General features: G+C 38.4%; 25 protein-coding genes and 1 pseudogene. 20 read left to right on the top strand and 6 right to left on the bottom strand.

Annotated features, from left to right (window positions below):
• Positions 1 to 108: 108 nt before the first annotated feature.
• Complete coding sequence (locus NSQ95_RS10060) at positions 109 to 699, top strand: SMI1/KNR4 family protein (RefSeq protein ID WP_340883388.1); 591 nt, start codon at positions 109 to 111, stop codon at positions 697 to 699.
• Between the two features lie 167 nt (positions 700 to 866).
• On the top strand, positions 867 to 1,361 hold the full coding sequence (locus NSQ95_RS10055) for a hypothetical protein (RefSeq protein ID WP_340883390.1): 495 nt from the start codon (positions 867 to 869) through the stop codon (positions 1,359 to 1,361).
• Positions 1,362 to 1,798: 437 nt separating this feature from the next.
• Here NSQ95_RS10055 and NSQ95_RS10050 read toward each other — a convergent pair whose 3' ends face one another.
• Genes NSQ95_RS10050 through NSQ95_RS10040 form a run of 3 tightly spaced genes read right to left on the bottom strand, consistent with a single transcriptional unit; the run spans position 1,799 to position 3,731 of the window.
• A complete protein-coding gene (locus NSQ95_RS10050; protein ID WP_340883391.1) occupies positions 1,799 to 2,290 on the bottom strand; it encodes a methylated-DNA--[protein]-cysteine S-methyltransferase in 492 nt (163 codons plus the stop codon).
• Entirely contained in the window at positions 2,290 to 3,195 is a 906-nt protein-coding gene (locus tag NSQ95_RS10045; protein ID WP_340883393.1) for a DNA-3-methyladenine glycosylase, read from the bottom strand. Before NSQ95_RS10045 ends, NSQ95_RS10050 begins: the two co-directional genes overlap by 1 nt.
• A complete protein-coding gene (locus tag NSQ95_RS10040) occupies positions 3,192 to 3,731 on the bottom strand; it encodes an Ada metal-binding domain-containing protein (RefSeq protein ID WP_340885961.1) in 540 nt (179 codons plus the stop codon). The genes NSQ95_RS10045 and NSQ95_RS10040 overlap by 4 nt, the downstream gene beginning before the upstream one ends.
• Positions 3,732 to 4,214: 483 nt before the next feature.
• On the opposite strand from NSQ95_RS10040, the gene paaA reads away from it, so the two are divergent.
• From paaA to NSQ95_RS09990, 10 genes are all read left to right on the top strand, one after another.
• On the top strand, positions 4,215 to 5,132 hold the full coding sequence (gene paaA / locus NSQ95_RS10035; RefSeq protein ID WP_340885964.1) for a 1,2-phenylacetyl-CoA epoxidase subunit PaaA: 918 nt from the start codon (positions 4,215 to 4,217) through the stop codon (positions 5,130 to 5,132).
• Positions 5,133 to 5,148: 16 nt separating this feature from the next.
• The gene (gene paaB, locus NSQ95_RS10030) at positions 5,149 to 5,493 is read left to right on the top strand and encodes a 1,2-phenylacetyl-CoA epoxidase subunit PaaB (RefSeq protein ID WP_169358240.1); all 345 of its coding nucleotides are present in this window, start codon (positions 5,149 to 5,151) and stop codon (positions 5,491 to 5,493) included.
• On the top strand, positions 5,490 to 6,293 hold the full coding sequence (gene paaC, locus NSQ95_RS10025) for a 1,2-phenylacetyl-CoA epoxidase subunit PaaC (RefSeq protein ID WP_340883395.1): 804 nt from the start codon (positions 5,490 to 5,492) through the stop codon (positions 6,291 to 6,293). Before paaB ends, paaC begins: the two co-directional genes overlap by 4 nt.
• Positions 6,294 to 6,317: 24 nt before the next feature.
• Complete coding sequence (gene paaD, locus NSQ95_RS10020) at positions 6,318 to 6,818, top strand: 1,2-phenylacetyl-CoA epoxidase subunit PaaD (protein ID WP_340883396.1); 501 nt, start codon at positions 6,318 to 6,320, stop codon at positions 6,816 to 6,818.
• A gap of 13 nt (positions 6,819 to 6,831) precedes the next feature.
• Complete coding sequence (locus tag NSQ95_RS10015) at positions 6,832 to 7,134, top strand: EthD family reductase (protein WP_340883397.1); 303 nt, start codon at positions 6,832 to 6,834, stop codon at positions 7,132 to 7,134.
• On the top strand, positions 7,134 to 7,907 hold the full coding sequence (locus tag NSQ95_RS10010; RefSeq protein WP_340883398.1) for an enoyl-CoA hydratase-related protein: 774 nt from the start codon (positions 7,134 to 7,136) through the stop codon (positions 7,905 to 7,907). The genes NSQ95_RS10015 and NSQ95_RS10010 overlap by 1 nt, the downstream gene beginning before the upstream one ends.
• Positions 7,908 to 7,922: 15 nt before the next feature.
• Positions 7,923 to 8,696, top strand: coding sequence for an enoyl-CoA hydratase-related protein (locus NSQ95_RS10005; RefSeq protein WP_340883399.1), 774 nt, complete (start codon positions 7,923 to 7,925; stop codon positions 8,694 to 8,696).
• 12 nt (positions 8,697 to 8,708) lie between these two features.
• A complete protein-coding gene (locus NSQ95_RS10000) occupies positions 8,709 to 10,226 on the top strand; it encodes an aldehyde dehydrogenase family protein (RefSeq protein WP_340883401.1) in 1,518 nt (505 codons plus the stop codon).
• Positions 10,227 to 10,299: 73 nt separating this feature from the next.
• Entirely contained in the window at positions 10,300 to 11,160 is an 861-nt protein-coding gene (locus NSQ95_RS09995) for a 3-hydroxyacyl-CoA dehydrogenase (protein ID WP_340883402.1), read from the top strand.
• Between the two features lie 2 nt (positions 11,161 to 11,162).
• Positions 11,163 to 12,365: an acetyl-CoA C-acyltransferase gene (locus NSQ95_RS09990; RefSeq protein WP_340883403.1), complete on the top strand. Its 1,203-nt coding sequence runs from the start codon at positions 11,163 to 11,165 to the stop codon at positions 12,363 to 12,365.
• A gap of 331 nt (positions 12,366 to 12,696) precedes the next feature.
• Here NSQ95_RS09990 and NSQ95_RS09985 read toward each other — a convergent pair.
• A pseudogene (locus NSQ95_RS09985) lies at positions 12,697 to 13,860 on the bottom strand (DHA2 family efflux MFS transporter permease subunit); the annotation flags it as partial.
• On the opposite strand from NSQ95_RS09985, the gene NSQ95_RS09980 reads away from it, so the two are divergent.
• The 3 genes from NSQ95_RS09980 to NSQ95_RS09970 all read left to right on the top strand — a co-directional run bounded on the left by NSQ95_RS09980 (position 13,848) and on the right by NSQ95_RS09970 (position 15,523).
• Positions 13,848 to 14,156 carry a TetR-like C-terminal domain-containing protein gene (locus NSQ95_RS09980; protein WP_340883404.1) on the top strand — a complete coding sequence of 103 codons (309 nt, stop codon included), beginning with the start codon at positions 13,848 to 13,850 and terminating at the stop codon, positions 14,154 to 14,156. The pseudogene NSQ95_RS09985 and the gene NSQ95_RS09980 overlap by 13 nt on opposite strands.
• A 205-nt stretch (positions 14,157 to 14,361) precedes the next feature.
• Positions 14,362 to 15,243 carry a phenylacetic acid degradation operon negative regulatory protein PaaX gene (gene paaX / locus NSQ95_RS09975; protein ID WP_342559632.1) on the top strand — a complete coding sequence of 294 codons (882 nt, stop codon included), beginning with the start codon at positions 14,362 to 14,364 and terminating at the stop codon, positions 15,241 to 15,243.
• An 88-nt stretch (positions 15,244 to 15,331) separates the two neighbouring features.
• A complete protein-coding gene (locus NSQ95_RS09970) occupies positions 15,332 to 15,523 on the top strand; it encodes a hypothetical protein (RefSeq protein WP_340883406.1) in 192 nt (63 codons plus the stop codon).
• A gap of 396 nt (positions 15,524 to 15,919) precedes the next feature.
• Here the strand turns inward: NSQ95_RS09970 and NSQ95_RS09965 are convergent, their stop codons facing one another.
• The gene (locus NSQ95_RS09965; protein WP_340883408.1) at positions 15,920 to 16,444 is read right to left on the bottom strand and encodes a gamma carbonic anhydrase family protein; all 525 of its coding nucleotides are present in this window, start codon (positions 16,442 to 16,444) and stop codon (positions 15,920 to 15,922) included.
• Positions 16,445 to 16,525: 81 nt separating this feature from the next.
• Here NSQ95_RS09965 and NSQ95_RS09960 point away from each other — a divergent pair, with 81 nt between their 5' ends.
• Positions 16,526 to 17,494, top strand: a complete 969-nt coding sequence (locus tag NSQ95_RS09960; RefSeq protein ID WP_340883410.1) for a DUF561 domain-containing protein — start codon at positions 16,526 to 16,528, stop codon at positions 17,492 to 17,494.
• Between the two features lie 28 nt (positions 17,495 to 17,522).
• On the opposite strand, the gene NSQ95_RS09955 is transcribed toward NSQ95_RS09960, so the two are convergent.
• Positions 17,523 to 18,155, bottom strand: coding sequence for a GntR family transcriptional regulator (locus NSQ95_RS09955; RefSeq protein ID WP_240949557.1), 633 nt, complete (start codon positions 18,153 to 18,155; stop codon positions 17,523 to 17,525).
• Between the two features lie 379 nt (positions 18,156 to 18,534).
• Between NSQ95_RS09955 and NSQ95_RS09950 the strand changes: the two genes are divergently transcribed.
• Genes NSQ95_RS09950 through NSQ95_RS09935 form a run of 4 tightly spaced genes read left to right on the top strand, consistent with a single transcriptional unit; the run spans position 18,535 to position 22,204 of the window.
• Positions 18,535 to 18,930, top strand: coding sequence for a thioesterase (locus tag NSQ95_RS09950; RefSeq protein ID WP_340883411.1), 396 nt, complete (start codon positions 18,535 to 18,537; stop codon positions 18,928 to 18,930).
• A 38-nt stretch (positions 18,931 to 18,968) separates the two neighbouring features.
• A complete protein-coding gene (locus NSQ95_RS09945; RefSeq protein ID WP_340883412.1) occupies positions 18,969 to 20,108 on the top strand; it encodes a Glu/Leu/Phe/Val dehydrogenase in 1,140 nt (379 codons plus the stop codon).
• A gap of 20 nt (positions 20,109 to 20,128) precedes the next feature.
• Positions 20,129 to 21,184, top strand: a complete 1,056-nt coding sequence (pdhA, locus tag NSQ95_RS09940; RefSeq protein WP_340883413.1) for a pyruvate dehydrogenase (acetyl-transferring) E1 component subunit alpha — start codon at positions 20,129 to 20,131, stop codon at positions 21,182 to 21,184.
• A gap of 3 nt (positions 21,185 to 21,187) precedes the next feature.
• Positions 21,188 to 22,204 carry an alpha-ketoacid dehydrogenase subunit beta gene (locus tag NSQ95_RS09935; RefSeq protein ID WP_251553046.1) on the top strand — a complete coding sequence of 339 codons (1,017 nt, stop codon included), beginning with the start codon at positions 21,188 to 21,190 and terminating at the stop codon, positions 22,202 to 22,204.
• The last annotated feature ends 4 nt before the right edge of the window (positions 22,205 to 22,208 follow it).

The raw sequence follows: 22,208 nt of genomic DNA, 5'->3' as shown, positions 1-22,208 counted from the left end.
TTTGAAAAAGAATTTTCTTATACTAATCTGTGTAAATTTAAATGAGTTTTATAATAGACATACAGACAAACAAATACTTCTTATTTTTTATTTTAGGAGGACGAAATAATGAATTTGGTTAACGAATTTTTAATCAGGTTAAGAAAAGCTTTATCAAAAGAGGAACTCGACGAATTAAATACAGCATGTGGAGCATCAAAAGAGGATATTAATACCCTTAGGATAAAATATCCAGAATGTCCAGAATCATTAATCTGTTTACTGGAAAATATAGACGGTACATATTGGCGGGTGTATAAAGAAAATGAAATTGCGGTTTGTATTTTAGGCGCTGATGTTGCTGATGGCGAATATCCATATTATTTGCTATCTACACAACAGATGCTCGATAGTTCAAAGGAAGAAGAAGACGTCTCCTATCTTTTAGAATATCAAGTTGACGAGGAGGCTGTTGACCCTAAGATAAATCAAGAGGGACTGCTACCTGGTAAATATATTCATTTTGCAGACTGTATGAACAACGGTGGGACATCAAGACTCTATATCGACTTTAACCCTTCAGCTGATGGTGTAAGCGGTCAAATAGTTCGATTTTTGCACGATCCAGATGAATACAAAGTGATTGCAGACAGCTTTGACGAGTATTTGCAGGATATTATTGACGGTGACTTTATTTTTCTTAATAACGAAGAACAGTAATATATTCTAAGCTTGTACAGTGTTAAAGGGGAGGTGACCTGAACATCAATTCTATAATTAACAATAAAGTTAAGTACATTGTTTTGTTGTTGATACTACTTTTTTTACCTTTTTTTAATTTTTTCTCTGTTACAGGTTACGCTTGTTCATGTGATGGGCCAAACACCGTGAAAGAAGAATTAGATTTTAGTTCCACAGTTTTTTCTGGAAAAGTTGTTGAAATAATAGATGAGAACAAAAATAAGTCAATACAATCTTCAACTGATCCTATCAGTGTACATTTTGAAGTTAATGAATATTGGAAAGGGCCGAATCAATCACCAATTACAGTTTATACTGTAAGAAATACGGAAAGTTGTGGCTACGAATTTGAATTGAATCAAGAGTATTTAGTATATGCAAATGAATCAAATGGAGAAATTCAAGTGAATTACTGTTCCAAAACTACTCCGTTGTCTTTAGCAGATAAGGATTTATCTGAATTAGGAAAAGGTGAAAAACCAATTGAACTAGTTTCAAATGACTCAACTGCTAGCAAGGATGAAGAACAGTTAACTCCCAAAAGTACCACAAATATAAATACCATATATATCAGTCTGCTCTCCTTAGGTTTATTACTGGTAATTATATATGTCTTAAAACGAATTAAGAAATCGCCATAATCTTTTAAGCTTTGTTAAAGTTATTGGTTGATTTTGACTAACAATTTTTTTATAGTGACTGTAAACATAAACAAATGAATTTTCAAATGGCTATTAAGAACATAAATAGATGATGAAATTGGGTTTGGTGACAGTTTTTAGCTTTGTTTATGCGAGTAAATTTATTAGCGCTTTATCGATGCTAAAGCTGTTCCCATTTATTATTAAGACATCACAACCACGCGCGTAAGCGATGGTGATGGCTTATCGCTCACCCCGAGGAAAGCGGCCGGCTGGGGAGGAAATCAATTCTACTCTCTGATTTAAGATTTCTTTGCATCATAAATCAACTCTACCCTTTAACATAGCCATCTTTTACATTTACACATAAGCTATACAACGAAAATCAACTCTTAGAAGGAGCCCCGGATATTTATCTAGGGCTCCTTCTTCTATATTTATAAAGTGGTTGTGTTGAACTTTTTTAATTTAGATTGTTCATGCTGTAAAAGCCATTCTTTCCTCCACAGACCCCCAGCGTAACCAGTCAACTTTCCTCCAACGCTTATGATCCGATGACAGGGTATAACAATAGGTAATCTGTTTTTGTTATTAGCACTTCCTACAGCTCTAACCGCACGATTTTTCCCAATCGTTTCGGCTATATGCTTATAGGTAGCAGTTGTCGCATAAGGAACTTGTGTAAGTGCTTGCCAAACCGATTGCTGAAATTCAGTGCCCTCATAGTTATAGAGAAAGGTAAATTCCGTACGGTCTCCATAAAAATACTCATTTAATTGCTCGATACAAGTATGAAGTATAGGAGGATGATCGGCCTCTAGCCCGTGTTCTACTTCTTTTCTTTCAGTAAAGCGAATAGCATCAATAGCCTCGCTCGTACTTGAGATTTCTAATACTCCAATCGGTGATTGATAGTCTACTTGATACATTATAAGGACCTCCATAGATAAAATGTAGCGTATGCCTGCCAGCCTTTCCATCTTTCGGCTAGTTCTTTTAGTTCGTCCATCGTAGGTTTACGGTCAAGGTTTAATTGTTTTTTTAGGGCATTATGCAATCCAACGTCTGAAATAGGGAAAGCAGAGGACTCTTGTAGGCTTTTCATCAACACATAGTCTGCAGTCCAAGGTCCAATACCTCTTATAGTCGTTAAATACAAATGCTTTTGTTCAAATGTCTCTAGTTTAAATAATATGTCCTTGTCTAACTTTCCACCTTGCATCAGCTGAGCAATACCAATGATATACTCTGCTTTTCTAGTACTAAACTGTAAGGCTCGTAAATCATCTGTTGTTAAAGAAGCAATCATTTCAAAGGAAGGAAATGTGTAGAATTTTTTACCTTCATATTCTACAAAGTCTCCGTATTTTTCAACTAACCGCTTTTTTAAAGTATAGGCAAATGTCAAATTTATTTGTTGACCGATAATGGCCCAGGTTAATGCTTCAAAAAGATTAGGGATTCCCATGATACGTAAGCCATAGTGGTTTTGAACGATCGGGCTTAAAATAGGATCATGTTTAGCGAGCTCATAAAACCCATTCAAATCCGTAGTTAGATCAAACCATTCAATTATAAATGAAGCAGTTTGCTCTTTCTGCTTAGCAGAAGGTGTAGTAAGTGGAAATCGTACATGTAGTGCATCAGGTTTCCAGTCAATTATAAACAAAATGGGCTCATCGCCATCTATTTTAATAGCCTTATAAATAGAATGGTCTATTACTTGATGTACTGTTTCCTGTTCAGATCTCATTAAATGAGCTAGACATTCCTGGAAGCAAAAGTCAGAAGGAGTAGGTATATTTAGTGTATTTGGTTTTAGGATCTCATTCATATTTCCGAACTCCTCCATTGTTTTCGATATTCACTAGGAGAGGTATGTAAGGAGCTTTTAAAAGCCTTATAGAAAGTTGATGTACTTTTAAAGCCTGTTTTCAATGATATTTCTAGGTTTGTATTATCTGTATTCTTCAATAAATGGATTGCTTTTTCTATGCGAACTTTTTCTAAAAACGTACGTGGACTCTCGGACGTTACATGTTTAAAGACTCGCTCCAGATGGAATGGACTTACTCCAATATGTAAAGAGAGGCTCTCCAGCGTTATTACCTCCTTGTAATTGCAGGTCAGAAAAGAAATTACTTCGCTCACTAAATCCTCTTGAGGCGCAAGTTCTATATCAGGCTTGCATCTTTTACAGGCTCGAAAACCAGCATTCTCTGCCTCAGATTTAGTTTCATAAAACTGTACGTTCTCCTTTTTGGGTTTTCTGGATTTACAGGAGGGCCTACAATAAATTTTAGTAGTTTTTACGGCTGTATAAAAGCATCCATCATAATTACTATCGCAAGATATAATCCTTTGCCACATTTCGTCAAAAGAAAGGTTTACTTTAGCCACGAATTTTCACTCCCTTTTTCAGTAAATTTTATTCATCATATCATATAACTTTTTCCGTTTGTAATTGCCTTATGTCTACTTTAACAAATATAGGAGAAGGAATCGTCTTAATTCTTGCTATTATGGTCCATTATTTATTGTTATTTTCTGAATTTTTAGTTGACTAATTTCAAGGATACTATTAATCTGTAATAAAAGTATCACTAAATTTAAGTTTTACGTTTAATATTTGTTATATAAATTACTGATTAATCATAGAGACTACTATAGTAACTTTTTATTAATAATGATAGAGTTCTAGAGCATTCGTTTATTTGGGAACTAAAGCATGTTATATAACTTTTATTTTAAGTCGTTTTAATGGTGTTATGAGTTATTTTAGAAAAGCATAGCTTAAATAAAGGAGGAAGGTAAGTGAGCGTAGTTCTAACTTCACAAGATGAGCAGCAGCAAATGGATCGTTTTATGGAAAGAATTGAAATGGGAGACAAGATTGAAGCCGATGATTGGATGCCTGAGGAATATCGCGTCACATTAATCAAATTGATCTCTATGCATGGGATGAGTGAAATTATGGGGGCTCTGCCAGAGAAGGAATGGGTGCCACGTGCTCCTTCTCTATCTAGAAAGTTAGGGATTATGGCGAAAGTGCAAGATGAAATGGGTCATGGTCAGCTGTTACTTAGGGTGACAGAGGATTTGCTAAAGCCTTATGGGAAAAATAGGGCTGATTTGATGCAGGATCTCTTTAAAGGAGATCTTAAGTTCCACAATGTCTTTCATATGGGGACAAAAACTTGGGCAGATGCAGGGATTATCGGCTGGCTAGTAGACGGAGCGGCTATAATCACCCAGACAAATATGCTGGGTGCCTCGTATGGTCCGTACTCGAGAGCGTTGCAGCGAATTTGTGCCGAAGAGGTGTTTCACGCTCAGCATGGGGAGTCGATTATCATGGCTCTCGCTGAAGGTACAAGCAAACAAAAAGAGATGATTCAAGAAGCTCTTAACCGTTGGTGGGAGCCGCTCCTTATGTTCTTTGGCCCCGCATCTAAGGAAACTACAGGCTCCTCTAAACAGGATTTAACGATTAAATACAAAATAAGAACGAAAACAAATGAAGAATTTAGACAAATCTTTTTTGATAAATACATCCCTAGAATTTTATCCTTGGGGCTGACTGTTCCTGATCCAACCTTAACATTCGATAAAGAAACTAATACGTGGATATACCAGCAGCCTGATTGGAATGAATTTAAGAAAATTATTAAAAACGGTGGTCCTAGATCAGAGACGCGCCTAAATTTAAGAAGAATCTCATATGAAAACAATGCATGGGTCCGTGATGCGCTTAGTGCGACAGTAAGCTAAGGAAGGAGCAGCTAATATGAAAGAAGAAAATTTTTATCAAGAATATGAAATATTTAGCAAACGAACCCCAAGCTCAGCTTTTTTACATCAGTTTAGTTTACTCGCTCCGAATGAAGATATGGCTTTTATAATGGCTCAAGAAAACTTTATGAGACGAGAGCCGGTAGCTGACATATGGATCGTCAATCGCAAGCATATCCGTAAGCTTGACCTGGAGGAGAAGGAAACGTTAGCAAGATTAGACAACAAGGATTATCGAACGACAAAGGGCTACGGGTACCTAAAGAAAAAATGGCGACACTATGAGCAGCAAATATTAGATGAAAAAGAAATATTATCTTGGGGAGGGGATCGGAAATGACTGTTGGTATGAGCAAGGAACATAAGGAAGCTATAGCCAGCTTGCTTTTTCAGTTAGCAGATGACGATTTTATGTATGCGTATCGTGGATCAGAGTGGCTAGGCCTCGCTCCTCATATAGAAGAGGACGTCGCTTCCTCATCCATTAGCCAGGATAGTATGGGGCATGCCGTCATGTATTACAACCTACTTGAAGAATTGGGGTTGGGGAATGCTGATGATCTTGCTCATCTGAGAGAGTCCAGTAAAAGAAAGAATAGCATACTGACGGAAAGAGCCAATGGAAAAGGCTCTTACATGGAGATTCCACAATATGACTGGGCTTTACAAGTAGTAAGAAGCTATTTTTATATTACTGCGAAAAAGGTTAAAGTCGATTCCTTGTGCTCTAGTTCATATATTCCTTTGGCTGAAATTGCTAAAAAGGTAAAGATGGAAATTTACTACCACCGTTTGCATTGGGAAACATGGTTTAAGCAATTGTTGAATTCAACCGACTTAGCTAAACAGAAAATGACAGATGCAATAATGCTAGTGAGTGATGACTTTGCTGATTTTTTCTCCTGTGGAGCAGACAAGGAGATTATAGAAAAGCATCAGTTAATAGAACCAGAGAACTTATTAATGGAAAGATGGCTCCAAAGCGTAGCTCCGACTTTTGAATTTCTTCAGCTTGCTAAGCCAAGTATATCCACTGTTCCCAATAAAAATGGTCGCAATGGAGTGCATTTGAAGGACTTAGATGAGGCGATTGAAACTCTTTCAGAGGTATATAGGATGGATCCGGCGGCTTCCTGGTAAGGCTCAAGAAAAGAGGTGACAAGAGTGACCCAAAGTTTAATAGTTTTAAAGGATTTAGTGATCAGTGCCCTTTATAAAGTAATGGATCCGGAGATAGACTCGGTTAGTATTATGGATCTTGGTATGGTGGAGGAGATTAAGATAGATGGTGGGAAAGTTCATATCCATTTATTACCTACCTTTTTAGGCTGTCCTGCGTTGGAAATAATTAAAGGCAATACTAGGGCTGCAATCGAGCGAATACCAGGTGTACTGGGAGTGGAGGTAGATTTTATTTTTCATCCTCCCTGGACTTCGGAAAGGATAACAAAACGAGGGCATGTAAATTTAAGGAAGTTTGGCATAGCGCCTCCTCCTATATTTAAGGAAGGAGAAGATGTGTGGCAGGTGGACTGTGCTTATTGTGGGTCAACCTACACTACCTTAGAGAACCTTTTTGGTCCAACGGCTTGTAGAAGCATTTTGTACTGTAAAAGCTGTAAAAACGTATTTGAAGCAATGAAACCAATTTCTACTATTATGTAAAGGAGGATTATGAATGGCTAAATTAGTCGCAATGTATAAGCACCCAGAAAACAAAAAGGATTTTGATGAACACTACTTTAACGTACACGCTCCCATTACACAAAAAATCCCGGGTCTACGAGAAATGAAGGTAACTAAGTTTACGGGTTCTCCAATGGGAGGAGAGTCGGAATATTATTTAATGTGCGAAATGATCTATGATGACATGGATTCCTTGAAAGCTGGACTAAAATCAGCGGAAGGAAGGGCTTCTGGAAAGGATTTAATGGGATTTGCAGGAGAATTAGTTACGCTAATGATAGGCGAGGATGCATAATGTCCTTCGACTTCATTGAAACAAGCATTAATGATCATATAGGGTTAATCGAATTAAATCGTCCTGATCGGCTCAATTCACTAAATAGAAAAATGGTTAGTGAAATAATGGATGCACTACTAGCATTTGAACGTGAAAAAGAAGTTCGGGTTATTGTCATAACAGGAAGAGGAAGGGCATTCTCGGCTGGTGCTGATATTGAGGAAATGATGGAGGACGATCCAATCAGTCTTGAGTTACTAAATCAATTTTCTGAATGGGATCGTATAGCTACTGTTAAAAAGCCAATTATTGGAGCAGTCAAAGGATTTGTCTTTGGTGGAGGCTTTGAACTTGCACTTGCTTGTGATCTCTTGATAGCAGCCACAGGAACGGAGTTTTCATTCCCAGAGGTAGGACTTGGTGTAATGCCGGGCGCTGGTGGAACCCAGAGATTGACGAAGCTAGTCGGTAAAACAAAAGCGCTAGAATGGCTTTGGACCGGGGAAAGAATCCTAGCAGACACGGCTCTCGACCATGGTATTATCAACAAAATAGTAGCGAGCGAGCTACTTATGGAAGAAACAATGAGACTGGCCCAGAAGCTTGCTAAACAACCGCCTATTTCTCTCCGTCTCATAAAGGACTCTGTTAACAAGGCGGTAGATTATTCCCTCCATGAAGGTATGCAATATGAAAGAAAAAACTTCTATTTGCTATTTGGTACCGAGGATCAAAAAGAGGGAATGAATGCATTTATAGAAAAAAGAAAACCGAACTATCAAGGGAAATAGCGAGGTGTTGAGAGTATGTATGAGACGATTAAGTTTGAAGTGAAAAATGGAGTAGCATGGATTACCCTTAACAGACCAGACAAGCTAAATGCTTTTACCTCAGAAATGAATCGAGAACTTAAGACTATCTTTAAATCGGCATCATCTAACGAGGAAGTACGATGCATCGTGTTAACTGGAGAAGGAAGAGCGTTCTGTTCAGGACAGGATTTAGCTGAAGTAGATGATCAGATGAATCATGGTAATCTACTCAGAGAGTCCTATTATCCAATGCTTCTCCAGATCCGGCAATGTGAAAAGCCAGTAGTAGCTGCTGTTAATGGAGTAGCGGCAGGAGCAGGTTTTAGTCTAGCGTTAGCATGTGATTTTCGAGTGATATCAGAAAAGGCTAGTCTTATCAACGCATTTATACATGTGGGACTCGTACCCGATTGTGGGAACCTGTATTACTTAACTAAACTAATAGGGTATGGGAAAACGTTAGAGCTATCTATATTAGGAGAGAAAGTTACGGCACATAAAGCAATGGACCTAGGTTTAGCAAACAAGATAATACCTATGGAAAGCTGGGAAACCGAAGTAACTAATTTTGCAGAGCATCTTGCATCTCTACCAACAAAAGCAATCGCTCTTATAAAACAAAATTTGAAAGCGCTTTCAGATATGAGGCTAGAAGATTACTTAGAATTAGAGGCACAAACGCAGCGTATTGCCGGTCTAACAACTGATCACCATGAAGGTGTTGAAGCCTTCTTACAAAAAAGAAAACCTGTTTTCACAGGAAAATAAGGAGTGGGTACTTTGACAACTGTTAAAGACGACAAAACGGAAAAAGAAACTATTAAAAGAGAATTTTATCATTTAATCATAGATGGAGAAAAAATGAAAGGGTCGAGTGGCGAAACGATAAAAACCTACAATCCGGCAACGGGTGAGTTAGTGGCAGAAGTTGCAAAGGCTTCAAAAGAGGATGCAGAAAAGGCAATAGCTGCTGCACGTCATTCATTTGATCATGGAAAGTGGAAAATGTATCCCGTTGGTCGAAGGGCGCAAGTTTTAAATAAAATTGCTGCCATCATGCGATCTCGCTTTAATGAACTAGTAGAGCTAGAAATTTTAGATACGGGAAAATCACTACACGCCGCTCAGGGCCAAGTAACACAGGCAATAGAGGATTTTGAATTTTACGCAGGGGCAATTGTTGGTCATAGAGGGACGGTTAATAACGTACCCGGTCAGTTTCACAACTATACCGAAAAAGAACCCGTTGGCGTATGTGCACAAATTATACCGTGGAACTACCCACTGATGATGGCTGCCTGGAAGGTTGCTCCTGCAATTGCAGTTGGCTGTTCGGTTATTGTAAAACCAGCTTCTTTAACTCCTCTCACTGCCATTGCACTAGGGGAAATTTGCCTAGAGGCAGGCGTGCCAGCCGGAGTTGTTAACGTCATTCCAGGTTCAGGGTCGGATATAGGTAATTATTTAGTCGAGCATCCACAAGTCGATAAGGTTGCTTTTACAGGGTCCACGCCTATTGGTAAGGACATTATGGGGAAGGCATCTGAAAGCTTGAAGCGAGTAACACTTGAGCTTGGTGGTAAGTCGCCTAGTCTAGTCTTTGCTGATGCAGATATAGATGCAGCAGTAGATGGCTCCTTGTTTGGTATTTTCTATAACTCAGGTCAATCGTGTGAGGCTCGCTCTCGATTGTATGTCCAAGAGGAAATCTATGATGAATTTATGAGTAAATTTGTAGAAAAGACAAAAAGACTACAGCTAGGAAACCCTTTTGATAAAGGGACGCATGTTGGGGCAATTATAGATCAAACCCAGCTGGACACTATAAATGGATATGTTCAGTCGGCAATTAAGGACGGAGCAGAGATTCTAGCTGGAGGTCATAAATGCTCTCCTAAAGGATATGAAAAAGGATTCTGGTTTGAGCCGACTATCATTACTAATGTGAATCACGACATGAACATAGTTAAGGAAGAAATTTTTGGACCGGTTGTGGTGGTAATGAAGTTTAAAGATGAAAAAGAAGCTATTAAGCTAGCTAATGATACTACTTTTGGTCTTGGCTCTGCGGTTTGGTCTAAAGACGGAGCAAGGGCAACAAGAGTAGCTAATCAAATAAAAGCAGGAATTGTAATGGTAAATTGTCCGTTTTCTGCATTTCCAGGCACTCCGTTTGGTGGCTATAAGCAGTCAGGCTTTGGCCGAGAGCTTTGTATTGAAACATTAGATTTATACTCAGAAACGAAGAGTATTTTATCATATTATGGTAGCCGTCCTTTGAACCCTTTAGGACTATAAAATAACTGGACAGGAGCTAGAGTGGTTCCTGTCCTTTTTTAGTATAGTAATAAAAAATATGGAGGTGCTTATATTGATTAACTGCATAGTTGTTGTGGGTTCCGGGGTAATGGGGCGAGGTATCGCTTACGTAGCTGCAGTTTCTGGTTTTGCCGTAACGGTGGTGGACACAAAACCTACTGCCTTAGAACAGGCTAAAAAAGAAATTGAGAGCTTATTTGAAAAAGGTATTAAACGACAAAAGATAACTTCTGATATGGCGGAAAAGTCTTTAAACAAGCTGAGGTATGAAAAAGATCTTTCTTTGGCTCTGGAAACGGCTGACTTAGTTATAGAAGCTGTGCCTGAGCAACTAGCGATTAAGAAATCCGTCTTTGAAGCATTAGTACTGCATGCTCCCGCTAAGTGTTACTTTGCTACTAATACATCTACCATGAGTCCTACGGAAGTTGCTTCCTTTTCTAATCGTCCGGATAAAACAATTGCCATGCACTTTTTTAATCCGGTACATAAAATGCCATTAGTAGAGATTGTAAGAGGGCTTGAGACGAGTGATGAAACAGTTGCTGCTATTAAACAGGTTGCTGAGCAAATGGGAAAGGAAACGGTAGTAGTTAAAGAATTTCCAGGCTTCATAACTAGTCGAATCAGTGCTTTGGTTGGTAACGAAGCGTTCTATATGCTTCAGGAAGGAATCGGTACGCCAGAGGAAATTGATAAGGCGATTAAGCTCGGCTTGAATTATCCGATGGGTCCGTTTGAGCTAGGAGATCTCGTTGGTTTAGATACTAGACTGAACAATTTAAAATATTTACATGAAAAGCTTGGTGAAAAATATCGGCCTGCCCCCCTCCTTGAACAATACGTCAAGGCTGGTCGTCTTGGAAGGAAGACAGGCAAGGGAGTTTACAGCTATACCGGTGAGGAGGAGTGAAGATGAGAGAGGTTGTAATAGTCGATGCTGTTCGTACTCCTATCGGGAGATATAATGGGTCTTTAAAAAGTATTAGACCAGACGATTTGGCTGCCATGGTTATTAAGGGACTTCTAGAAAGAAACGAACGTGTTCCAGTGGACCAAATAGAAGAGGTTGTCCTAGGTAATGCAAACCAAGCAGGGGAGGATAATCGTAATGTGGCAAGAATGTCCGCATTACTTTCTGGTCTTCCAATAGAGGTTGGAGGCACGACAATAAACAGGCTTTGTGGTTCTGGCTTAGATGCTATCGTTTATGCTGCTCGGGCAATAGCAGTTGGCGAGGGTGATATATACATAGCTGGTGGAACAGAGAGCATGACTCGCGCCCCTTATGTAATGGCAAAGCCTATGAAAGAATTTCCCCGAGGGAATATGGAGCTTATAGATACGACAATTGGATGGAGATTTATAAATCCATTGTTAGAAGAAATGTATGGTACCGATTCGATGCCTAAAACAGCTGAGAACGTTGCCGAGAAATATAAAATAACTAGAGAAGATCAGGACCTCTATTCCTTTGAAAGTCAGCAAAGGGCTAAAAAAGCAATGGCTGAAAATCGCTTCTTGAATGAAATAATACCAGTGAAGTATACAAATCAAAAGGGTCAGGAAGTGATCATTGATACTGATGAGCATCCGAGGCCAGAAACAAGTTTGGAAAAGCTGAACAAACTTCCTCCTATTTTTAAAGGAGGTAGTGTAACGGCAGGAAATGCATCTGGTGTTAATGATGGAGCAGCAGGCTTGCTTCTAATGAGCGCAGACAAAGCAAAGGAATTAGGTTTGAAGCCTATAGCAAGGTATATTGCATCCGCTACTGCTGGTGTAGAGCCTGGTGTAATGGGAATAGGACCTGTATTTGCAACTAACAAAGTACTAAAGCGTGCAGGAGTTTTAAAAGAAGAAATTGGCTTAGTCGAATTAAATGAGGCATTTGCTTCACAGTCGTTGGCTTGCATTCGTGAATTAGAACTCGACCCAACAATTGTAAATGTGAATGGTGGTGCAATCGCTCTCGGACATCCGTTAGGTGCTAGCGGAGCAAGGATAGTGACTACACTTCTATATGAGATGAGGAGAAGAGAAGTGAGATTCGGTCTTGCCACTATGTGTGTAGGCGTAGGTCAAGGTATAGCTGCAGTATTTGAAAATATACAGTAATTATTATAAGTAAAAGGATAGATTGAAAGTCAAATAGAGGCTGGGACATAATTAGTCAATTAATTAAAAGACGTGAAATCAGCAAACTTGATTTCACGTCTTCACCTTTTTAATATAACTGGTATCTAATGAAAAATTTCTCTATTCTTATTGTTTGGAGAGGAGGGGGCGACTCCTGGTGGAACAGCGCGAGCTGAAAGCCCCGCAGGAGCAAAGCGACGAGGAGATTGAAGCCGTGCCACCGGAAAGCGCCCCCGTATCGGAAAACAACTATATTGTATTTTGAAGAGACTTATGTCCCAACCTCTTTTGAGTACATTAAACTACCAGATTATTTAGTTGGAACGCTCTTTTGTCTGTTAGGATAAAATACGGTGATAAGTAACGCCAGTATGGATAGTATAGTCATGAAAATATAGGCGTCGCTTGAACCGTAAATGGATGCTAACGCTTTAAGCTGATCGATACCAGCTGTAGGGATTTACTTCGAGATATTTTCGGTATGCTTTAATGACTGAACCGTGAAAATAGTAACAACAACTGCTGTTCCAATCGAGCCAGCAAGCTGACGAACCGTATTGTTAACTGCAGTACCATGTGTTATAAGCAATTTAGGTAAGGCATTTAGCCCAGCTGTATTTAGCGGCATCGTGATGAAGCTTAGCCCAATACGCAAGAAAATCGTTCGAATCATCAAAAATGTAAAGGACGTCGAATCATTTAAATCTGTCACGACCCACATGGTTGGAATAATGAATAACAATCCAGTTATAAACAATGGTTTGGCACCATACTTATCGTATAGTTTTCCTGTAACTGGTGACATGAAAGCGTTGACTAACGCTCCTGGTAATAATAACCCAGCATCAAGAGCTGTAAAGCCTCTACCGTCCTGCAAGTAAATGGGCAGTAAAATCATATCTGCATACATAATCATCGTAACAAGCACATTAATTATGGATATCATAGTGAATGTCTTATTTGTAAAGACATTTAAATTGAGCAACGGATCCTCTGATCGTAATTGACGCATGCAGAAAATGTAAGTAATGACTATTCCAGCAACGGTAGAGCTTATAATAATTGGATTAGTCCAGCCCTGACTGCCTGCGCTACTAAAACCGTAAAGTAAAAATCCAAATCCAAGTGTAGATAATATAACACTTAGCCAATCTAGCTTAGCGGTTTCCTGATCAGATATATTGATCAAGTATTTAAGTGCAAGTACGATAATGAATACGACAAAAGGCAATAAACCAATAAATAGCCAGCGCCATGAAAAATATTCAAGTATAAATACAGCCAATGTAGGAGCAATGGCTGGAGCGAAGATAATAGCAAAACCGATTAAGCCCATTGCACTTCCGCGTTTTTCAGGTGGATATATGAACATAACAATACTCATCATTAACGGCATGATAATTCCAGCTCCAGCTGCTTGAATCATTCGACCAGTTAGTAGAATACTAAAGTTCGGAGCAAGTGCGCAAATTAGAAAGCTCTAATGAACGAACTCAGTTATTATCATATTTAGACTATTTCTATAACCATCGCATCTTGTTCTCTGTTTTATTTAAAGAAGACCGTTTTAAGCGAAAAATGCATAAAGAAATAAAGTCATTTATCAAAGCGCGGAGAACAACAAGACAAGTATTAAATGGGCCAGAACGTGTCTCACTGGATATACTTGCTTCTGCAATGTTTGGGGTGATTGAATGGTGGTTGGAAGAAGGTACGGAGCATAGCTCAGAATATATCGTCAATCAAATCGCATTACTTTTTAGAAGATAAATTGTTTTTCTGTGTTAATATAATGTCATTTATTTTTAACGTGTTGGTACAGCTCTTACTGGTTTCTCCAAGATTGAAAACAAATTCAGAAAATTAAATTATTTTCAGGGAAATAATTAGTATACTCTTATAACAAATTAAAGAAAAAATTCTGAAAAAGTGATATATTATTAATTAGGTAAAATAGAAATGAGTGATTAATAACATGTCTAATACACAGTCAATGATTTTCACTGTTTATGGTGACTATATAAGGCACTACGGCAATAAAATATGGATTGGAAGTCTGATTCGCCTACTCAAGGAATTCGGACATAATGAGCAATCCGTACGCGTAGCAGTTTCTAGAATGATGAAACAAGGATGGTTGGAGTCTGAAAAACAAGGTAATAAAAGCTATTATTTTCTAACTAATCGAGGCAAAGTAAGAATGGAAGAAGCGGCAAATCGAATATTTAAGCTTATGCCTAACGAATGGGATGGGAAATGGCGTATGTTAATGTACACAATTCCCGAGGAAAAAAGACAAATAAGAGATGAGCTTCGAAAAGAGCTGCTTTGGAGTGGTTTTGGAAGTTTTTCTAGTGGATGCTGGATCTCTCCGAATAATCTAGAAAAAGAAGTAAAATTATTAATAGATAAATATGAAATACACGAGTATGTAGACTTTTTTGTATCTGACTATAAAGGTCCAAAAGAGAACCAAGCTTTAGTTGAAAAAAGCTGGCCACTTGTTGATATAGAAGCAAAGTATAAAGAATTTATAACAGCTTATAGTCATCAGTATATTGTGCATCAAAGTATAATAAATGATAATAAAATGTCCTCTGCAGACTGTTTTGTAGAACGAACAAGGTTAGTCCATGAATACCGAAAGTTTCTTTTTATTGATCCTGGTCTTCCGAAGGAGCTATTGCCAGAGATCTGGAACGGAAATCATGCTGCTCTTTTGTTCGAGCAATATTATAAATTACTTGCACCATTAGCTAGTGAATTTTTTGAGGGTGTTTTCCAAGAGGATAATGATTTGAAAAGAAGAGATGAAGAATATGATGTTAATTACCACCCTCTATTAAAAGAACTCTAGGAGTAGTGCTATTCCTAATAATTAAATAGTAGAAACTTCTTTAACAGTTATTCGTAAGTATATGAATACAAAATGGAGGTTTACTTAGATGATGGAGTGGAGGAAGCGTAAAAAAGAGCTAAGTATTAAAAGAAAAAAGAATAATATCCAAGTATCAAAGTGGAGTTATTTTGATTTTTTTTTCACTTTAGCTGATATTATTATACTGCCAATTCGTTTTGTTTTTTGGATACTTCGAGGTATTGGTAGAGCGATAGGAAATCTTTTTGATGGGATATAATATAAACGAAAAGGGGGCTGGGACAAAACTCTCTTTCCAATAAAAACCTCTCAAATCCTACGACCTGGCAAAGTTTTAGGACTTCTATTCAAATACATGCAGTTGTTTTCCGATACGGCAGGCGCTTTCCGGGGGCACGGCTTCAATCTCCTCGTCGCTTTGCTCCTGTGGGGCTTTCAGCTCGCGCTGTTCCCCCAGGAGTCGCTGCCTCCTCTCCAAACAAATATAGTGGAGAAATTTCTTACAAGATATCAGCTAGCTATAAAAGTAAAAAGGTGAAATCAAGTTGCCGATTTCACCTTTTTTAATTTATTGACCAGTTTCATCCCAGCTTCTTTTTGAATTAGTATTAATAATATTAGTAATACTTACTGCTTTTGCTTAGAAAGTTAAGCTTTACGACAAAGTGTCTTCAAAAATTTCTCGGTAATCATACCCTTTTTGTACATAAGTATCAATTGATAGTTGTATAAGCTCAAGATCCTTATCGTTAAGCTCCCTCACAACCTTTCCAGGAGAGCCGACGATTAATGAACGAGGAGGAAATTTTTTACCTGAGGGCACTAGGGTGTTAGCCCCTACGATACATTCCTCACCAATCTCGGAATGGTCTAAAATAGTAGATCCCATTCCAATAATGGACCGTTTACCAATCCTGCAGCCATGTAGAATGACATTATGTCCTACAGTCACTTCATCTTCTATAATAACTGGAGCATCTTCATACAAGTGAATCGTTGAATTGTCCTGTATGCTACATCTATTACCAATCGTTATTGGTGCCTCATCACCACGTAAAACAGAGTTAAACCATATAGTGGATTCCTCACCCACTCGTACATCGCCAATAATCTTCGCTCCTGGTGCAACCATTGCGTTATCACTTATACTTGGTGACTTTCCTTTGAATGAAATAATCAAATAATTTCCTCCTTTTTAAATATTAGCAATTGTCATTCTACTAATTATAATATAACATATTTTTATAGGGGTGGATAAAAAATGATATACGTTTGTAAGTTGTTAGGTATTTCCTATCCAATCATTCAGGGAGGGATGGGAAACATAAGTAACGCTCAGCTTACAGCTGCAGTGTCTGAAGCTGGTGGTTTAGGTACAATTGGTTGCGGTACGATGACACCAAAAGAAGTGGAACAAATCATACTAGAAACAAAAGAGATAACCGAAAAAAGATTTGCTATTAATATTGCCATTAATGTTTCACCATTTGTAGAAGAACTGATAGAACTTGTTATAAAACACGAAGTACCGATTGTATCTTTATCGGCTGGAAACCCAGCACCTTATATTCCTATATTACAAGCAAACGGGATTAAAGTGATGACTGTTGTCGCTTCTGTAAAACAGGCGCTAAAATCAGAACAAGCAGGGGCAGATATGATAGTTGGTGAAGGTTTTGAAGCAGCAGGTATTAATTCTAGTCTTGAATTGACCACTTTCACGTTAATTCCTCAGCTAGTAAAACATGTGAGGATACCTGTTATTGCAGCAGGAGGAATTGGTGATGGGAAAGGATTGGCGGCCGCACTATCCCTAGGTGCTAGTGGGGTGCAGCTAGGAACAAGGCTAGTGGCGACGAAAGATGCGCCCTTTCATGAAATGTATAAAAAAAGAGTAATTCAAGCTAGTGATTTAGATACACTATTGCTTGGGCGAAGTGTTGGTAGAATTCGGAGAGTGTTAAATACTCCTTATGCGAGTCGGTTGATGGACCGAGAAAAACAGGGGCTGACTATCGATGATTATTTAAAAAGTACGACGGAGGAGCACCATAAAAAAGGAGCAATAGAGGGAGACCTAGAAAGTGGTTTTTTAAACAGTGGCCAAATAGCTGGTTTGTTGGATGATCTGCCTTCAGTAGAAGATTTGTTCAATAGAATGATGATCGAAGCAGAACAAAAACTTCAAAATGATTTAATAGAAATTAGACAATTAAAAAAAGAAAGCTAAAAACGAAGACCACCTCTGGTCAGCGAATTTAACTTCTCATTTTAAAGGCATCAAGCGTTTTTAGTTTGTGATTTCTAGCATATTGCTCGATTGAAGAACTGCTCGCCTTATCCTCTAGTAATTGTATAAGGGTCTCATGCTCTTCAATGGATTGGGGGGTTCTCTTAGGATAAAACGTAAAACCAGCCTGTCTCACTATATCTAGTCGACCCCATGTTTCTTCAATATTTTTTATTAGTAATTCGTTTGGACAAAATGAGTAAATATGAAAATGGAATTCTCTATTAAGTGCTCCTAGTTTATCTAATTCATAGTTATCAAGCATAATTTTCATTTCTCTGTTAATTTCTTTTAACTTTGTAATACCATCAGCTGTAATGCTTGTGGCGCTAATGGCCGTAGCATAGCCCTCAAGTAAAGCGAGTACTTCTAATGATTCCTTATATAGTTGATTGTCAATTCCTTTGACGATTGCTCCGATATTAGGTTTAAATTCAAGAAGCTTTTCTGATTCGAGCTGATGAATTGCTTCCCTGACCGGAATATGACTAGAGCCGACCTCCTTTGCAATTTGATTGATAATGATTCGTTGACCAGGTGCGTAAGTACCATCTACTATTCTTGTACGAATAACTTTGTAAGCATATTGGCGTTTATTCATATTAGTTTTCATAATAATCGAATTGTATATCATTTAATATATGAAATCAATAAATAGATAGATTATTTAAAAATTACTGAAACAATTAATACAGTTATTTTGTCAAGATACGAACTATATATAGAAAATAGGGAGATTTATATGATTCCTATTAGGAGAGTAGAACATAATATCAAAAATATATTCTGATAATAAAATAAATTCTGATAAAATATTGTAATAATATATAAAATGATATATGATATTTGTAAATATTTAACGAAACTTCTCCTGCGTGCTCAATAAAAGAAAGGAGTTATTCATTTCATTTGCTTGTAAGCGCTTCCAATAGTGTAATGTGTGTTCTTTAAAAACTAAATGATTAAAGTAGGTGAGTTATATGTTAGAAGGCTTAGAGATTGGGAGTAAAGAGACCATTCAAATCACAGTTACAGAAATGATGTTTGCTGCATTTGAAGGAGAAGTAGTACACCCTGTCTATTCGACGGTGAGTATGACATATCATATGGAATGGGTCTCTAGGAAAATAATTTTACCTTTTTTAAGCGCTGAACAAGAGGGAATGGGAGCTTCAGTTAAGATCAAGCATGTTTCACCCGCTCCTTATGGAAGTCTGGTTACTTTAACTGCTACTGTTACAGAGCTTCGAGACAATAAAGTAATAACAAAAGTGGTAGCTGAGAGTCAAGCTGGAGTTATCGGTCTGGGTGAGGTAACTCAGGTTATTTTGCCAAAGGCTACAATAAAAACAAAATGGAACGAGGCTACAGCGTAAGAATATACACTGAAATTGCCTAAGGAGGAACTGATCTAATGCTAGCTGAAAGATTATCAATGACAAAAGAATTTGAGCTTTTCGATCGAATGGCTTCTCATGAGCAGGTTGTATTTTGTAATGATCCCACTACTGGCCTACGAGCGATTATCGCTATCCATAATACGACCCTCGGTCCAGCTCTCGGTGGATGTCGAATGCAACCTTATAATAGTGTGGAAGATGCGCTCGAGGATGTTCTAAGGCTTTCAAAAGGTATGACGTATAAGTGTGCAGCAGCAGATGTGGACTTTGGGGGAGGAAAAGCAGTCATTATTGGTGATCCTAAAAAGGATAAATCACCGGAGCTATTCAGAGCATTTGGTCAATTTGTCAATTCACTTGGCGGCCGTTTTTACACAGGTACAGACATGGGCACGACGATGGAAGATTTCATACATGCGATGAAGGAAACTAATTTCATTAATGGACTACCTGAGGCTTATGGTGGTGGAGGGGATTCATCGATCCCAACAGCAGCAGGAGTTATAAATGGATTAAAAGCTACAAATCGAACACTATTTGTAGATGAAGAACTCGGAACGAAAAGCTATGCAATTCAAGGACTGGGAAAAGTAGGCTATAAAGTTGCCACTAGTTTACTAGAAGCTGGCGCGAACCTTTTTGTGGCTGATATAAATGACGAAAGCCTTCATTCCATTCAGCAGATTTCAGCAAATTTAAAGGGAAACGTAAAGATTGTATCGAATGATGAAATTTACTCTACTGATGCTGACGTTTTTATTCCTTGTGCACATGGAGGAATTATAAATGATATGACGATTCCTAAGTTGAGAGTAAAGGCAATAGTAGGTTCTGCCAACAATCAATTACTAGCAGATCGACATGGAAGAATGCTCAGAGAAAAAGGAATACTATATGCACCAGACTATATCGTCAATGCAGGCGGTCTGATTCAAGTGGCTGATGAACTATATGGCTTTAACCATGAGCGAGTTCTAGCTAAAACGAAGCAGATATATCATACCTTATTAGAGGTATATAAGGAGGCTTCCCTTACCGGAAATACAACGGAAGAAGCAGCAAATACGATGTGTGAAAAGCGTATTAAGAACAGAAAAGCTCGCAATAACTTTTATTCAGCACCATTAAAGCCAAAGTGGAGTATTCGCAAATAAGTCGTTTGGAGGGAAGCTAAGTGAAGCATAATTATCCTTTAAAAAGAATAATGGATGATGAAGGGACACTACTAGATGAACAATTCAAAGAACAAATTGAGGAAAGCTTAGTCAAGGAACTTTACTTTCACATGCTACGCATTCGAACGTTCGACCGGAAGGCTATCAACCTACAAAGACAAGGTAGATTAGGAACCTATGCACCATTCGAGGGGCAAGAAGCATCTCAGGTTGGTAGTGCGCTTGCATTAACAGAAGATGACTGGGTTTTTCCGACCTATCGTGATCATGGAGCTACTTTAACATTTGGTAAGAGCATGGCGAGAACCTTTTTATACTGGAATGGAAGAATTGAGGGATGTTTTTCCCCGAAGAATAGAAACATATTCCCTCCCGCTGTGCCAATCGCAACTCAGCTTCCCCATGCTGCAGGAGCAGCGTGGGCAGAAAAAAGAAAAGGCACAAAAAATATAGCGATAGCTTATTTTGGTGATGGAGCTACTTCTGAGGGAGACTTTCATGAAGGATTAAACTTTGCTAGCGTCTTTAAAGTACCTGCTATCTTTTTCAATCAAAACAATGGCTTTGCAATTTCTGTTCCTACGGAAAAGCAGATGAATTCAGAAACCATTGCGCAAAAAGCAGTGGCTTATGGAATGACTGGTGTTAGAGTAGATGGAAATGATAGCCTTGCTGTATATTTTGAAACGCTTAAAGCAGTAGAGAAAGCAAGAGCAGGGGATGGACCTACCTTAATAGAGGCTGTCACATGGAGAAAAGGTGCCCATACGACTGCAGATGACCCATCCAAATATAGAGCTGCTACCATGGGAGACCATATTGTGGATCCCCTTTTAAGACTAGAGTTATTTATGAAAAACTACGGTTACTGGAATGAAGAATGGTTGCAAGCTACTACTGAGGAGATTAGTAATGAAATAGATGCAGCTGTAGAAGAAATGGAAAATTTCCCACCTCCTAACGTAGAGGATGTTTTCAACCATGTATTTGCTGAAATGCCTGCTCAGCTAACCGAACAAAAAGATGCGTATCTTGCATATTTAGGGAGGCAATGATCAATGACCCAGTTAAAACAATCAAGTGCTTCACAAGAGACAACAAAGCAAATGACATTAATCCAGGCGATAAACGATGGGATGCGTGTTCTACTAGAGGAGGACGAATCTACACTTGTGCTTGGTGAAGACGTGGGTAAAAATGGTGGGGTTTTTCGAGCTACTGAGGGACTCCAAGAAAGGTTCGGTGCTGATCGAGTAATCGACACTCCTCTTTCTGAATCAGGAATAATAGGTACTTCTATTGGATTAGCTGTAAATGGATTTAGACCAATAGCTGAAATTCAGTTTTTAGGATTTATTTATCCAGCATATGAGCAAATCATGACACATGCTTCGAGAATTCGGATGAGGTCTATGTCTCGTTTTACAGTGCCAATGGTTATTCGTGCACCTTATGGAGCAGGGATACGTGCACCGGAAATACATTCGGACAGCACCGAAATCCTATTTACTCATATGCCTGGTATTAAGGTAGTCTGTCCTTCCAGTCCATATGATGCAAAAGGATTGTTAATAGCTGCAATGGAAGATCCTGACCCAGTTCTTGTTTTAGAGCCTATGAAGAACTATCGATCGGTGAGAGAGGATGTTCCAATAAATAAATATAAAGTGGAAATTGGAAAGGCGAAGGTTGTCCAAGAAGGGGCAGATGTAACCCTCATTGCTTGGGGAGCAATGGTTTCAATCGCTCAAAAAGCTGCAGAGCTTGCAGGAAAAAAAGGAATACATTGCGAAATAATAGATTTACGTACGCTTTATCCATTAGATAGGGAAACAATCGCCAAATCTGTGCAAAAAACAACTAGAGCAGTAATCATTCATGAAGCTCATCCTACAGGTGGGTTAGGTAATGACATCGTATCTATTATTAACGATACCTCATTCTTATATTTGCGAGCACCTGTTGAGCGAATTACAGGTTTTGATGTTCCTGTTCCATTCTTTACTTTAGAAGAGCATTATCTACCTACTCCCGCTAGAGTGATGGAGGGGATTGATAAAGTAATTCATTTTTAAGGAG

Source organism: Psychrobacillus sp. FSL W7-1457 (assembly GCF_038593405.1).
GTDB lineage: Bacteria > Bacillota > Bacilli > Bacillales_A > Planococcaceae > Psychrobacillus.
This window is presented reverse-complemented; position numbering and strand designations above follow the sequence as displayed.